The organism is Streptomyces doebereineriae (assembly GCF_031845645.1).
GTDB classification, from domain to species: Bacteria; Actinomycetota; Actinomycetes; order Streptomycetales; family Streptomycetaceae; genus Streptomyces; species Streptomyces canus.
Genome location: NZ_JAVREZ010000001.1, coordinates 342,901 through 357,086, shown reverse-complemented (window position 1 = coordinate 357,086; position 14,186 = coordinate 342,901). Strand labels below are relative to the sequence as shown.

Sequence of the window (14,186 nt, the reverse complement as noted above, 5' to 3'; positions counted from 1 at the left end):
CTGTTGCCGCACCACGACACCCGGGGGGCGGGTCCACAAGCTCAGTGCACCGGCTCACCGATGCCCAGGAGGTTGCCCTCGCTGTCGCGGAACCAGGCCGCGCGCTCTCCTCGGGCGTTCTTGCTGGGGTAGTTGCCGTCGATGTCGGCGATGCCGTTCTCCGTGCGGAAGCCGGGGAGGTCGACCTCCTCGAAGACCACGCCACGCTGTCGCAGCTGGGAGACGACGGCCTCGATGTCGTCCACCTCCCATCCCATCTGGGTGAAGGTGCCGGGCGAGGCCCCTGCCGACCGGAAGAGGGCGAAGTCCGTGCCCCCGCAGCGGTACAGCAGTCCGCCCGGGCGTTCGTCGACGGGCTCGAGACCCAGCTGCTCGGCGTAGAAGCGCCGGGCCCGGTCCAGGTCCTGCGCGGGAAGCCTGGTCGCCACGCGACCCCGGGCCAGAATGTTCCTGTCGTCTGCGGTCATACCTCCACTGTGCGCCGGTTCGCCGCCGTGTGCCGGGCGCGCCAGAAGCGAGCTGTTGCACTGACGGTCAGTGCTGGGCGAACTGGACCCGGGTCGGCTGCACGACGTCCGGCTTCACGCCGAGACCGTCGATTTCCAGTTGCTCGCCGTAGATGTCGGTGATCCGGATCGCGCCACCGCATCCGCTGCCCTGCTCGGAAAGGAAGTAGTTGTAATCCGTGCGGGGCAACTCCTTCCAGCCGGAGGCGGTTTCGACTTCCAGTCGGGCCAGCGGGTTGCGGTGGCCGATCGCCTGGACACCGCACCAGTAGCGGCTCGATCCGGTCTTGTACCGGATCGAGACCGTGTCGGAGGTGCTGGGGCTCAGCAGGCTCCAGGTGATCGGGATCCGGCCCTGCACGGGGGCGGCGAGTTTCGCGAACGCCTGCGGGCTGAGGTCCAGTTGGCCGGGTGCGCAGGGCAGGGGGCACTCGTTGGTGATGCGGACCGTGACGGAGGCGCCGCTCCCGGCCTGGACGCGGATGTACGCCCCGCACGCCTTGGACGTCTCGTAGTCGGTGTGGTTCATCGCCGCGGTCATGACGTCGCTGGTCGGGCCGTACAGGCAGGCGCCGTCGCCGTTGCCCACGTCGTAGAAGGTGGCCACCCCGTCGTAGGAGACGCCCGGTTTGATCCGTCCGGTCAGCGATGCCGAAGCGGACACCTTTCGCTCCGGGCGCGAGGCCGGCGCCGTCGACGGCCGGGGCGACGCGGTGCTCGCGGTGGCCTTCGGGCTGCTTGTGCGGGCCGACGCCGAAGGTGATGCCGAGGTGGGCTTCGGCTCCTGTGCCGTCGGGGTGGGCGTGCCAGGGGTGCCGGCGACGGCCGTGGCCGCGGCGGAATCGACGGCGTCGGTCTCGCGGTCAGGACCGAAGGTGACGAACAGTACCGCCACGAGCGCGACGACGACGGCGACGGCCGCCGAGACGAGGGCCGTGCGCCGCCTGCCCGACGACGAGGAACGATGCGAACGAGATGCCACTGGTGCGTCCTTCGGTGATCCGTGCAAGCCTCCGGCGGAGGGTGCTTCCGACTCGTCAGTCGCCGCCGAGCGCGGAAAGGTTGCCGGGGACTTTTTGGGCCACCGCGTCCCCGGCCGGGTCCAGTCCCGTCATGAGTTCCGCGAAGGCACCGGCGGCGGCCGGGGAGGTGAAGAGACGGTCGAGGCGGGCACGGGCGAGGTTGCGCAGGAAGGGCTCGGCGTCGCCCGCGTCGTGAAGGGTCCGGGTGAGCCAGTGGGAGAACTCCTGGTCGTTCCAGACGCGGCGCAGACAGCGCGCCGAGTAGGTGTGCAGGGCAGTGTCGTCGCCTTGGACGGAGTCGCGCACGGCCCGGGCGAAGAGATCGGCGTCGTACAGGGCGAGGTTCATGCCCTTGCCGCCCATGGGTGACACGATGTGCGCCGCGTCGCCGACCAGGAAGAGACGGCCGTACCGCATGGGGTCGTGGACAAGGCTCCGGAGCCGGAAGATCTCGCGATCGGTGATCGCACCGGACACGAGGCCGGGGTCGCCCAGCCTGGTGCGCAGGGCGTCCCAGACGCGGCCCTCGGGCCAGGCGTCGGGGTCGTCGTCGGGCGGGCACTGCAGGTAGTAGCGGCTGGCACTCGGCCCGCGCGGGAAGTGAGCGGCGAAGCCCTCCCGGCTGACGGCCAGAAGGGGGTGGGCCGGGGGCGGGGCGTCGGCCAGGACGGTGAGCCATCCGATGCCGTGGTCGAAGGCGTACGCGGTGAGGACGCCGTCGGGGACGGTCCTACGGCTGACGCCGTGGTCGCCGTCGCAGCCGGCGACGAAGTCGCACGTGATCGTGCGGGGCGTCCCGTCGGCGGTGCGGTAGCGGACGGTCGGGCGGTCGCCGGTCAGGTCGTGCAGGGAGACGTCGGCAGCCTCGAAGCGCAGGTCGCCGCCGTCCTCGAGATAGGTGGCGGTGAGCTTCTGCACGAGGACCTGCTGAGGGCACAGGCGGGCCGGAGGGCCGTCGGAGCCGTCGCTGTCGGACACCAGACGGCTGCGGCCGTCCACCCGGAACTCCAGGATGCCGTCGTACGGGACACCGCCGAGGACCCTGTCCGTCAGCCCCCAGGAGTCGAACATGCGGACCGCGCGGGTCTCGACGATGCCGGCCCGCTGGCGCTGGGCCACGTGGTCACGGGAGCGGCGTTCCAGGACGACGCAGTCGATGCCGCTGTGCCGCAGCAGCGTGGCGACGGCCATCCCGGCCGGCCCCGCGCCGATCACGACGACGGTCGTCGATTCGGAGGAATCCTGCAACTGTCTTGCTCCTTCGGCCACTTGGGCACCTCCGGAGCCAGCCTAGCGAGGACGGTGGCCGAAACGAGGCGGATCCGATCAGCGCAGGCGCCGCTGATCGGATCCGGCTCCCGGAACAGCAGTGGGCTCAGCGGTAGCAGGTGGTCAGGCCGGGCCGCCACGGGCAGGCGAGCGCGGCGAAGCCGCCGTTGGCCACGACGTCGACGCTCAGCGTGTCGCCGCCGCGCAGGACCTGCCGGTCCTGGACCAGGCCGTCGGCGCCGTCCCGGATCGTCTCCATCAGCCAGCGGCCCGGACCGAGGGCCAGCGGCACCGCGGCCGTGCGGGCGGCACCGGCGTAGACGCCGCCCAGGAACCAGCGCTCGCCGCTGCGGCGGGCCAGCACGGCTTCCTGACCGGGTTCGCCGGCGAGGAGGCGGGTGTCCTCCCAGGCCGCGGGGACCTGGTCGAAGTAGGCCCGGGCGAGCGGCCGGGCCTCGTACGACTCGGGGGTGCCCGCGAACATCTGCAGCCCCGACTCGTAGACGACGCTGAGACCGACCTCGGCCGCGTCGGAGTTGGGCCGCAGACCGACGCGCTGGAAGGCGCCGGGCGTGAAGTCCATGGAGCCGATGACGTTGCGGGTGAACGGCAGGGTGGTGAGATGGGCGGCGGTGTTGGTGCGCTTCTCCTCGCCGGCGACCCCCTCCAGGGTCATGACCTGCGGCCAGGTGCGCTGGATGCCCTTGGGGATCGTGGAGCCGTGGAAGTCGATCATGAGGTGGTGGGTGGCGGTCTCCTTGAGGATGGCGTCGTACCACTGGAGCATGGGCTGCGCCTCGGAGTTCATGAAGTCGATCTTGACGCCCTTCACACCCCACTTCTCCAGGGTCGGCAGCCACTGGGCGCGTTCCTCCGGGGTGTCGAGGTCGCGCTGGTGGATCCAGACGATGATGCCGACGCCTTTGGCGCGCGCGTAGTCGACGAGCTCCGGCATCCAGCTGTTGGTCTGCCAGTTCGGGTCGGTGGTGTCCCATTCGTCGGTCTTGAAGTACCAGCCCGCGTCGACGGCCTCGTAGGGCCAGTTCCGCTGCGCGGCGTAGTCGACGAAGGCCTTCTGCGCCGTCAGGCTCTGGCCGGCTTCGCGGCCGCCGGCGAGCCAGGTCCACAGCACTGTGCCGGGCCGGATCCAGGAGGGGTCGGCGACTTTGGAGGCCGGGGCGAGGTCGTCGGTGAAGGTGGACCGGGTGACGGTGGCGAGGTCACCGGTGACCATGGCCCGCCAGGGGGTGACGAGGGGGCCATCGCTCTTCACCCGGTCGTCGGCGAGCTTGATGCGGTAGGTGCCGGTGCCCTGGGTGTGGGCGAGGCGGGCACCGGAGTAGGCGCCGGTGAGGTCGGACTCGGCGAGCAGGGTGTAGCCGCCGTCGGTCGCGAACAGGGCCTGGTCGGAGTACTCACCGGTGGGTGCGGTCGACGCCGTGTACTGGGCGAACTGGCCTTCGTTGTCCACGCGGTAGGTGCCGAGCCAGCTCTTCGCGTCCGCCGGGAGATTGAAGGCGGACGTCTCGCCGAGGACGTCACCGGATCCCGCGGGCAGGGCATAGCGGTAGGCGATTCCGTCCGCGGAGGCGCGGACGACCAGGTCGACGCGGGCACCCGCGGCCGTGGCGAAGGAGAGACGGGTCTCGTTCATGCGGACGAGGCGGTCCAGGCGCTTGCCGGACTTCGCGCGGTAACGCTCCTGCACCGTACGGCTCTTGCGGTGCAGGAAGCGCAAGTCCTCGGACAGGTCGGCCCGTTCGGTGACGATGCCGACGGGTGACGGTTCGATGACCGTACGGCCTTCCCGGGACACGGCGAGGCTCAGCGTGCCCGTGGCGTCGTCGAGGGTGACCTGCGCGCGCGGGGCGTGTGCTCCCGCGGACAGGGACCAGGCCTGGTCGTGCTGTTCGGCCTGTGCGGGTGCTGTGGTGAGGAGTGCGGCGGCCAGCGAGGCGCAGAGTGCGGCGACCGCGGTTCTGATCGGAACTGCCATCGGATACCTCCGAGTTGTGTGGCCTTTACGGCAGACCCCAGGCCGTTCCCGGCTCGCTGACGGCGACGGGCGCGATGCTCAGGTCGGGGCGGGAGCCGGTGTGGACGAGCACCTCGCGGCCGCGTGGCAGATCGATGCCGAGGGTGCCGTCGCCGAGGTCGTGGGTGCGGGCCGGGGTGCCGTCGTCCAGCACCGCGGTGAGGTGCCCGGTGAGGCCGTGCCGGAGCTTGAGGGGTTCGCCCGCCAGGCTCCTGACCCTGATGAAACGGGTGGTCCCCGCCTTGCGGACGGCGCTGACCAGGAAGGCGCCCTCGGTACGGAAATTGTGCAGGGTGAGGTCCGCCCAGGCGGTCGGGACGGCCGGGAAGACGCGGATCACTCCGCCCCAGCTCTGGCAGAACATGTCGTGCAGGGACTGCGAGGCGGACAGCGGGGTCTCGATGACCGGACCGGCCTCCGTGTAGTGGGTGTTGGCCCGGCACGGGTAACGGGTGGTGGGGTCGAAGAACTTGCGGAGGTAGGTGATCGCGGTGTCGCCGTCGCCGCTCATCGCGTACATGGAGGCCGCGCCGGTGTAGCTGTAGCCGCGGTGGGCTCCGGTCAGCGCGTGCCAGTGGACCAGCGACTTGGTGATGAGGTCGCGGTTCTCGGGCTGGTCCCAGTTGACGAGGTAGAGCGGGTAGACCATCAGCAGGTGCGAGTAGTGGCGGTGGGACTGGGCGTAGGGGGTGTCGGCACCGATCATGAAGCCGTTGGCGTCGACCGGGTACGGCGTGAGTCTGGCCAGCACCTCCTGCCAGCGCGGGGCCAACTCGTCGTCGATGCCGAGGAGTTCGGCGGAGTCGAGGAGGGTCCGGCAGCCCCAGCGGATCAGGGCCAGGTCGTAATTGGTGTCCTGCGGCGGTACGACGGGGTATTCGGGCGAGAGGGTGCTGGGCAGGTGGAGCCTGCCGTCGCTGCCTGGGGTGAGGAAGTGCAGGTAGTAGTTGATGGCCCGGCGCAGCACCGGGTAGAGCGTGTCGCGCAGCAGGGACTTGTCCATGGAGTGCCGGTACGACAGCCACACGTTGTGCAGGGCCCAGGTGAGATCGCCGGTCTCGGCGCCGGTGCCGGGCCGGCCGACGCCGCGGTTGGCGAACATGTCGGAGCTGCGGCCGACGCCGGAGCTGTCGGCGCGGTAGGCGGCCGGCACGTTGGCGATGAGCTGTTCCTGGTTCTGGCGCAGCGTGGTGGCGAGGGAGTCGAGCTCCGGGTGGTTGAAGCCGTGGATGAGCCAGTACTCCAGTTGGACGTTGAGGTTCCACCAGACCGCGGGCCAGGGCGTGGGCTCCAGCCAGGGTCCGGAGGTGGCCATGACGGGGCCGCCGGCGCGGCTCGCGGAGGCGACCTTGTAGAGCTGGATCCAGTGGAAGCTCTGGAGCCGCTGGTCGGGGAACGAGACGAAGCTCTTGCGGTAGAACTCGTGCCACCAGTCGGTGTGGCGTTTCCTGAGCGTGCTGTACGACTTCGCGCGGCGGAGGTTGCGCAGCGAGTCGGCTTCCGCGGCGGTGTCGGAGGGGTGGCTGTGGCCGACGCTGAGGAGCAGGTCGTCGCCGGTGCGGCGGTGGACGGTGGCGGTCTGGCCGCCGCCGGTGAGGGGCTGGAGGACCTGTGCGGTGCCGTCGGTGGTGGTGCGGGTGATCCAGGCCGGGTTGGCGGTGTATCCGGTGGGTGGGGCTTCGCTGATCTTGCGGGGGCTGATCGCCTCCTCGGGATGGAAGGTCCAGGTCGCGCGTTCACCGCCGGCGGCCTTCACCCGGACGGCCAGGACCTCGTCGTGGATGAGGGCGGCGAGGGTGAGGGTGCCGGCCGTGGTGGTGACCGTGCCGGTGAGTTCGGCGTTCCACAGGCTCAGCCGCCAGTCGACGGCGGTGATGGTGCCGGCCGGTTCGAGGGTGAGGTGGCCTACGGGGAGACGGCAGGTTCCCCAGCCGCTGCCGAACTCGGGGCGGTGGTCCTGGACCCGTCCGTGCTGCACGGTGAAGCGGATCTGGTTGGCGCCGGGCTCCTGATAGATCATGCTGCCGAGTTGGCCGTCGCCGAGGAACGGGCCCTCGTACCAGAGGGTGGGCAGCCTGGTCCAGAGCAGGTCCTGGTCGCGCAGGAAGCGGGCCCACGCGCCCTCGGTGGTCATCGTGTCCCGGAGTTTCCAGGGGCGTCCGGCGGCACCTGGCGAGGACATCGGTTCTTCGGCGCGGGCCGTACCGGGTAACGCGGCCACCGCGGCTCCGCCCAGCGCGGTGCCGAGTACGGCTCTGCGGGCCGGCTGCGAGTGTCTCTCCGGCTGTGAGGTCATCGTCGTCCTCTCTACCTGACGGATCCTCGATACATCGGGTGTATCGGGGAACCTAAGAGGCCCTTGTGTACCTGTCAATGACTTCAGCGCCATGCGAATCACATGACAGTCAGGACATTCACGCGGCCCTCTCCACGGAGACCCATGTCAGCAGGCCTAGGCCAGCCCTTTCACCCATCCGATGTATCCGCGTCGTTTACGACATGGGTGGCGCAATCACCGACAGGACGGCGGCGAGACGGTGGGGCATGGCAGCGGCGGGGATGTCGATGAGCTGATAGCCGAGCTCGCGGTAGGTCTCCTCGTGGACCTTCTCGAACACCAGAGACTCCTGGTAGCTGATCCGGCGGGCCGAGGTGGGCTCGCAGAACCCCAGATTGCGGATGAAGAGCACCTGGCGCTGGTAGATCTCCTCGGAGGTGATCCGTTCGAGCTCCGCCCCGAGTGTCCGGGACACCGGACGTCCCAGGTAGGTGGCGAGTGCGAGGGTGCAGACCGGTGAGCGGTCGAAGACCTGGAGGGCGGCGGCCCCGCTCGTCTCCTGCTGCCGCTGCCGTTGCAGCGCGACAATCTCGTCGATGAAGGACACCCGCGTCCACGGCTCGTCCTCGCCCCGGGCCTGAGCCCGAGCGATGACCTCCGTCGCCGCCTCCTCCACCACGGCGTGACCGAGTTCGCCCAGGCGGTGCAGGAGGGAGGTCTTGCCCGCGCCGGGTGTGCCCGTGAGGACGTAACGCCGCATGGTGGGGAGCCTTTCGTGGAGGGGTGGGTTCTTCTGCCCTGTCGGGACCGTCTCGGGCGTCAACAGCACGGCCTGAAGGGGGCGTTGACACGCAACAGGTTCGGCGTCACGGTGAGGGTTCCCTGCGCACCGGGCCCCGGAGGTCTTGCCTTGGCTGGTTCATCCGCACCGAACTCGGACGCCGAACTCGTCGAACGCGTACGGAAACTTCAGCCTCTCATCCGCTCGCACGCCCTGCGCACCGATCAGGAACGCCGGGTGACCGGCGAGGTCGTCACGGCGCTCACGGACGCCGGGGTCCTTCGCATGAACGTGCCCCGCCGGTACGGCGGTTACCAGACCTCGGTGCGTACCCAGGTCGACGTACTGAGCGAGGTCTCCGCCGCGAGCGGGTCGACGGGGTTCATGGCGCTGATCCAGGCCGGGTGCGCGTTCATCGCGGCACTCTTCCCGGACGAGGCGCAGGACGAGATCTTCACCGGCCCCGACGTACGGGTCAGCGGCACCCTCATACCGAGGGCGAAGGCCCGTCCGGTGGACGGCGGTTACGTGGTCGACGGTACCTCTCCGTTCGCCACCGGCTGCCAGGACTCCGACTGGCACCTGCTGACCGCGGTGGCGGACTCCGGGGGCGGCCGCCCACCGGATCGGCTGTGGACGGCCATTCCGATGACCGACCTCGACATGCTCGACGACTGGCACGTCTCCGGTCTGGCCGGGAGCGGCAGCAACAGTGTCGTCGCCCATGACGTCCATGTGCCGCCCCACCGTGTCCTGCCACTGGGGCCGTTGCTGGGCGGGTCCTACCCCTCGCGGCGCAACAGCGCGGACCCCTTCTACGGCATGCCCGTCCTCCTGCTGTTCTGCGCCTGGACAGCGGCCGGCGCCCTCGGTCCGGCCCGGGCGGCACTGGCGGAGTTCGGCGAGCGCATCCATCAACGAGGCATCACCTACACGATCTACGAGCATCAGCATGCCGCCCCGGTGACGCATCTGCAGTTCGCCGAGGCCGCGATGAAGATCTCCTGTGCCGAACTGCTCACCGCCGACTTCGTCTCCCTGATCGACGCCCGGGTCGCGGACGGCAATCCGTACACGCCGGAGGAACGGGCCCGGATCCGGGCCCAGTCCGGCTATGTGGCGCGGCTGTGCAAGGAGGCCGTGGACCTGATCGGTTCCGCATCGGGTGCGTCGTCGCTGCAGCTGGAGGTGCCGGTCCAGCGTGCCGTGCGGGATCTCAACGCCCTGAACCTGCACTCCTTCGTCAACCCCGCCGCCAATCTGGAGCTGTACGGGAGGGTGCTGTCCGGGTTGGACGCCGGTACGCCGTTCCTGTAGCCCCGGTCGGGACCCCGGGGCGACGGGGACTTACCCGCCCGTCAGCGCGACGACCAGTTCGTCCAGTCCGTCGAACCGTCCGTCGAAGTCGTCGCGGGCCGTCGGCGGGTCCCCGACGGGCCGGTGGACATAGGCGGTCCGCATCCCCTTCGCCCGGGCTCCGCTCAGGTCCCAGGCATGGGCGGCCACCATGAGGACGCGGTCCGGTGCGCATCCGGCGGTGTCGAGGGCGAGTTGGTACACCTCCGGGGCCGGCTTGTAGGCCTGGACGATTTCGGCGGACAGGGCCTGGTGCCAGCGGAGTCCGGCATGGGTGTTGAGCCGGAGCAGAGCCGTGCGTGCGGCGTTGGAGAGCCCGAGCACGGGGAAGTGCCGGGACAGCCGCTCGAGACCGGCCAGGGAGTCGCCCCAGGGAGGCAGGCGCTGCCCCGCCGTGGCCAGCCGGGCCACGGTCGGCGGATCGGCGAACCCGGCGCGGGCGGCCACCAGTTGAGCGGCCTCTGTGTCGATGACCGAGGTGTTGGCGTACGCGCGGTTTCCTTGGTCGATGCGTTGCCGCTGTCGCTCGCCGTACTGCTGCCACAGCGCAAGAAGTTCGTCGACCTGCGCCTCGTCGGACGTGGGCACCGCTTCGCGGATCCCCGCCCGGAGCCCGCTCGGTTCGTCGACGAGGGTGCCGAGGACATCGAAGACGACGACCTCGATGTCACGGATCACGGCCATGCGGACTCCCGTTCACGCCGACGTCACCTGCTCGACCGGTGACGATCCTGCCACTCAGAATCATCACCGGTCAAGACGGTCACGCGCGGCTGCACGTGTCCGGGAGCCGGTCAGCCGTTGGCCAGGAGCTCCAGCGTGTCGATCACACGGTTCGAGAAACCCCACTCGTTGTCGTACCAGGCGACGACCTTCACATGGCGGCCCTCCACGCGGGTCAGGGCCGAATCGAAGATCGACGAGGCGGGATTGCCCGTGATGTCCGAGGAGACGAGCGGGTCCTCCGAGTACTCGAGGACGCCCGCGAGGGGCCCCTCGGCGGCGGAGCGGTAGGCCGCCAGTACGTCCTCGCGGGTCACGTCACGCGAGACGGTCGTGTTCAGCTCGACGATGGAGCCGACAGGGACCGGGACGCGGATCGAGTCACCGGACAACTTGCCTTCCAGGTTGGGCAGCACCAGGCCGATCGCCTTGGCGGCGCCGGTCGTCGTGGGCACGATGTTGACACCGGCGGCGCGGGCGCGACGGGCGTCGCGGTGCGGGCCGTCCTGGAGGTTCTGCTCCTGCGTGTAGGCGTGCACGGTCGTCATGAAGCCGTGCTCGATACCGGCGAGCTCGTCGAGCACCGAGGCGAGCGGTGCGAGCGCGTTGGTCGTGCACGAGGCGTTGGAGACGATCGTGTGCACGTCCGGGTCGTAGGCGTCGGTGTTGACCCCGTACGCCAGGGTGACGTCGGCACCGTCCGAGGGTGCGCTGACGAGTACCTTCTTCGCGCCCGCGTCGAGGTGGGCGCGGGCGGCCTTGGCCGAAGTGAACCGTCCGGTGGCCTCCAGCACGATGTCGACGCCGAGTTCGGCCCAGGGCAGCTGCGCCGGTTCACGCTCGGCGAGCACGGTGATGCGACGGCCGTCGACGACCAGGGTGTTCCCGTCGGCGGTCACCGGACGGCCGAGACGGCCGGCCGTGCTGTCGTAGGCGAGCAGCCTCGCGAGGGTGGCGGGCTCGGTGAGGTCGTTGACGGCGACGACCTCCAGGGCGCTGTCCCGTTCGAGGAGCGCACGCAGCACATTGCGTCCGATGCGGCCGAATCCGTTGATGGCGATGCGAGTCATGAATGGTGTCCCTTCCCTATGCCCACCAGGCTCGCGCGCGGCGTCGACCGCTGACAGTGGCGGGATCGCCATGGTTCAAAAGGATCGCGCCACACGTTCTCTGGAAAGGGTTGGACGGAGCAATGCGTGGGCTTGTAGCTTGCAGTCGACCGCGACGCCACCCGAGGAGGTGAGACCCATGAACTCTGTATCGATGTGGGTGCTCCCCCTTGCCGGCACGGTCGGGCGACTGACGTAGGTGTCGCCGGGAGCGCCTCCACAACAAGGCACTCCCGAAAGGCAACCCCCTCATGTTCGACGTGATCATTTCCGGGTGCGGGCCGACCGGCGCGATGCTGGCCGCCGAACTACGGCTGCATGACGTGCGGGTTCTCGTCCTGGAGAAGGAAACCGAGCCCGTGTCGTTCGTCCGCATCGTCGGTCTGCACATGCGCAGTCTTGAGCTGATGGCCATGCGCGGACTGCTGGACCGCATGCTCGAACACGGAAGAAAGCGTCCGGCCCGCGGATTCTTCGCCGCCATCGACAAGCCCGTGCCCAAGGGCCTGGATTCCGCGCACGCCTATTTGCTGGGCATCCCGCAGCCGGCGATCGAGCGTCTGCTCGAAGAGCATGCGACCCACCTGGGTGCGCAGGTCCGGCGCGGTGGTGCGGTGACCGGTTTCGAACAGGACGACGAGGGGGTGACCGTCGAGCTGGCCGACGGGGAACAGCTGCGGTCGCGCTATCTCGTCGGCTGTGACGGCGCGCGCAGCACGGTGCGCAAACTGCTCGGTGTCGGCTTCCCCGGTGAACCCTCGCGGACCGAGACGCTCATGGGCGAGATGGAAGTGGGTGTGCCGCAGGAGGAGATCGCCGCCAAGGTGAGCGAAATCGGCAGGACCAACAAGCGCTTCTGGCTCCGGCCCGTCGGCGGAGGCGCATACAGCGTCGTAGTCCCCGCCGCGGGAGCCGGCGACCGCGCGGAACCGCCCACCCTCGAGGATTTCAGACAACAGCTGCGCACCATCGCCGGAACCGATTTCGGCGTGCACTCCCCGCGCTGGTTGTCCCGCTTCGGGGACGCCACCCGGCTGGCCGAGCGCTATCGGGTCGGACGGGTGCTGCTGGCCGGCGACGCGGCACACATCCATCCGCCCACCGGCGGCCAGGGTCTCAACCTGGGCGTTCAGGACGCGTTCAACCTCGGCTGGAAACTGGCCGCACAGATCCGCGGCTGGGCGCCGGGAACACTGCTGGACACCTACCAGACCGAACGCCGTCCGGTCGCCGAGGACGTGCTGGACAACACCCGCGCCCAGATGGAACTGCACTCCACCGAACCGGGCCCGCAGGCCGTGCGCAGGCTGCTCACCGAACTGATGGACTTCGACGAGGTGAACCGCCATCTCATCGAGAAGATCACCGCGATCGCCATCCGCTACGACTTCGGCGAAGGTCCCGACCTGCTCGGCCGCCGCCTGCCCGACACCGACGTGAAAAGCGGCCGCCTCTACGGTCTGCTGCATGGCGGCCGCGGCCTGCTGCTGGACCGCACCGAACGCCTGACCGTCGGCGGCTGGGCGGACCGGGTCGATCACCTCGCGGACCCCACCGCGGCCCTGGATGTGCCCTGCGTCCTGCTGCGCCCCGATGGTCACGTCGCCTGGATCGGCGACGATCAGCAGGACCTGGACGACCATCTCTCCCGCTGGTTCGGCAACCCGGCCCGGCCAGACCGCCGCTCAGCTCCCACGGCTACTCGCCCCGGGTGAAGGTGCGCCGGTACTCGCTCGGCGTCGTCCCCAGGATCCGCTGGAAGTGCAGGCGCAGGTTCGCCCCGGTGCCGAGCCCGACGTCGGTCGCGATCTGTTCGACACTCCGCTCCGAACGCTCCAGCAGCTCGCGGGCCATGTCGATGCGGGCGCGCATCACCCACTGCATCGGCGTGTATCCGGTCTCCTCGACGAAGCGCCGTGAGAAGGTGCGCGGCGAGACCGCGGCCTGGCTCGCCAGGAGGTCGAGGGTGAGGGGTTCGTCGAGCCGGTGCAGGGCCCATTCCCGGGTGGCGGCGAAGCGCTCGCCGAGCGGCTCGGGCACGCTGCGCGGCACGTACTGCGCCTGACCGCCACTGCGGTAGGGGGCCGCGACCAGGCGCCGGGCCGCGTGGTTGGACGCGGCCACGCCGAGGTCGCCGCGCAGGATGTGCAGACACAGGTCGATGCCGGAGGCGGCGCCGGCCGACGTCAGCACACGGCCCTCGTCGACGAACAGCACGTTCTCGTCGACACGGACGAGCGGATGCCTCGCCGCGAGCGCCTTCGTGTAGTGCCAGTGGGTCGTGGCGCGTCTGCCGTCGAGCAGTCCGGTCGCGGCCAGCGCGAAGGCGCCGGTCGAGATGGCGGCCAGCCGCGTGCCCCGGCCGTGGGCGGCGACCAGCGCCTCGACGACGGCCGGCGGCGGGTCCTCGCGGTCCGGGAACCGGTAGCCGGGGATGAAGACGAGGTCCGCCCACGCGAGCGCCTCCAGACCGTGGGCGACGTGGTACGACAGCCCGTCCCCACCGCTCACCAGCCCCGGGGCCGCGCCGCACAGCCGCACCTCGTACGGCATGCTCGCGCGGGTCGTGAACACCTGCGCGGGGATGCCGACGTCGAGTGGCTTGGCGCCTTCGAGGACGAGAACGGCGACGCGGCGAAGGCGGGAGGCGGACACGGGGACAGGCTACGCAGAGTCAGGCGTCCTCGACCGTCGCGGTGACGGGCGTGCCGATCTCGACCGTGCGGCTGACCGTGCACAGGCGGTCGTGGGAGGTCTTCACCGCGCGGGGCAGGATGGTGCGGGCCCGGTCCGCGCCCTCGCCGTCGGGAAAGGTGACGGTGAAGGTGACCGCGAGGTCGGTCAGCCGGTTGCCGAGCTCGTCGTTGATCTTGTTGCCGCTCACCTCGACGGAAAAGGAGGCGGGCTCGGCATGGCGGCTGGTGGCGAGGTCCACGTCCACCGCCGTGCAGCCGCCGAGCGCGGCGAGGAGCAGTTCGACCGGGGTGAACTCGCTGTCGGAACCGGTGCCGAAGCTGATGGTGCCGCCACGGGTGTTGGTGGCGACGAAATGGCCGGTACTGGTGCGCTCGACGGTGACGGACCGCGCGGAGTTTTCGCTCATGCCG

At 70.1% G+C, this 14,186-nt stretch carries 12 protein-coding genes; 2 read left to right on the top strand and 10 right to left on the bottom strand.

All coding sequences use genetic code 11. The annotated features are described in order from the left end of the window. Positions 1-41 precede the first annotated feature (41 nt). From RNB18_RS01715 to RNB18_RS01690, 6 genes are all read right to left on the bottom strand, one after another. Positions 42-467: a VOC family protein gene (locus RNB18_RS01715; RefSeq protein WP_311712323.1), complete on the bottom strand. Its 426-nt coding sequence runs from the start codon at positions 465-467 to the stop codon at positions 42-44. 67 nt (positions 468-534) lie between these two features. Beyond that, complete coding sequence (locus tag RNB18_RS01710; RefSeq protein WP_311712322.1) at positions 535-1,488, bottom strand: expansin EXLX1 family cellulose-binding protein; 954 nt, start codon at positions 1,486-1,488, stop codon at positions 535-537. A 55-nt stretch (positions 1,489-1,543) separates the two neighbouring features. Next, positions 1,544-2,776 carry a 4-hydroxybenzoate 3-monooxygenase gene (locus RNB18_RS01705; RefSeq protein ID WP_311712321.1) on the bottom strand — a complete coding sequence of 411 codons (1,233 nt, stop codon included), beginning with the start codon at positions 2,774-2,776 and terminating at the stop codon, positions 1,544-1,546. A 127-nt stretch (positions 2,777-2,903) separates the two neighbouring features. Continuing rightward, entirely contained in the window at positions 2,904-4,793 is a 1,890-nt protein-coding gene (locus RNB18_RS01700; protein ID WP_311712320.1) for a glycoside hydrolase family 97 protein, read from the bottom strand. A gap of 25 nt (positions 4,794-4,818) precedes the next feature. After that, positions 4,819-7,128: a glycosyl hydrolase family 95 catalytic domain-containing protein gene (locus RNB18_RS01695; protein WP_311712319.1), complete on the bottom strand. Its 2,310-nt coding sequence runs from the start codon at positions 7,126-7,128 to the stop codon at positions 4,819-4,821. Between the two features lie 196 nt (positions 7,129-7,324). Beyond that, positions 7,325-7,870: an ATP/GTP-binding protein gene (locus RNB18_RS01690; protein WP_311712318.1), complete on the bottom strand. Its 546-nt coding sequence runs from the start codon at positions 7,868-7,870 to the stop codon at positions 7,325-7,327. Positions 7,871-8,020: 150 nt separating this feature from the next. Here RNB18_RS01690 and RNB18_RS01685 point away from each other — a divergent pair, with 150 nt between their 5' ends. After that, on the top strand, positions 8,021-9,208 hold the full coding sequence (locus RNB18_RS01685) for an acyl-CoA dehydrogenase family protein (protein ID WP_311712317.1): 1,188 nt from the start codon (positions 8,021-8,023) through the stop codon (positions 9,206-9,208). Between the two features lie 30 nt (positions 9,209-9,238). On the opposite strand, the gene RNB18_RS01680 is transcribed toward RNB18_RS01685, so the two are convergent. Together RNB18_RS01680 and gap are read right to left on the bottom strand one after the other, a co-directional pair. After that, positions 9,239-9,931: a haloacid dehalogenase type II gene (locus RNB18_RS01680; RefSeq protein WP_311712316.1), complete on the bottom strand. Its 693-nt coding sequence runs from the start codon at positions 9,929-9,931 to the stop codon at positions 9,239-9,241. 110 nt (positions 9,932-10,041) lie between these two features. Continuing rightward, the gene (gene gap / locus RNB18_RS01675) at positions 10,042-11,040 is read right to left on the bottom strand and encodes a type I glyceraldehyde-3-phosphate dehydrogenase (RefSeq protein WP_311712314.1); all 999 of its coding nucleotides are present in this window, start codon (positions 11,038-11,040) and stop codon (positions 10,042-10,044) included. Positions 11,041-11,330: 290 nt separating this feature from the next. Here gap and rox point away from each other — a divergent pair, with 290 nt between their 5' ends. Then, positions 11,331-12,794 (top strand): rifampin monooxygenase, encoded by a 1,464-nt coding sequence (rox, locus tag RNB18_RS01670; RefSeq protein WP_311712313.1) that lies wholly within the window; start codon positions 11,331-11,333, stop codon positions 12,792-12,794. Here rox and RNB18_RS01665 read toward each other — a convergent pair. Both RNB18_RS01665 and RNB18_RS01660 read right to left on the bottom strand, forming a co-directional pair. Beyond that, positions 12,778-13,734: a GlxA family transcriptional regulator gene (locus RNB18_RS01665; RefSeq protein WP_311712312.1), complete on the bottom strand. Its 957-nt coding sequence runs from the start codon at positions 13,732-13,734 to the stop codon at positions 12,778-12,780. The genes rox and RNB18_RS01665 overlap by 17 nt on opposite strands. 19 nt (positions 13,735-13,753) lie before the next feature. Further along, positions 13,754-14,182, bottom strand: coding sequence for an OsmC family protein (locus RNB18_RS01660; RefSeq protein ID WP_311712311.1), 429 nt, complete (start codon positions 14,180-14,182; stop codon positions 13,754-13,756). Positions 14,183-14,186: the final 4 nt, after the last annotated feature.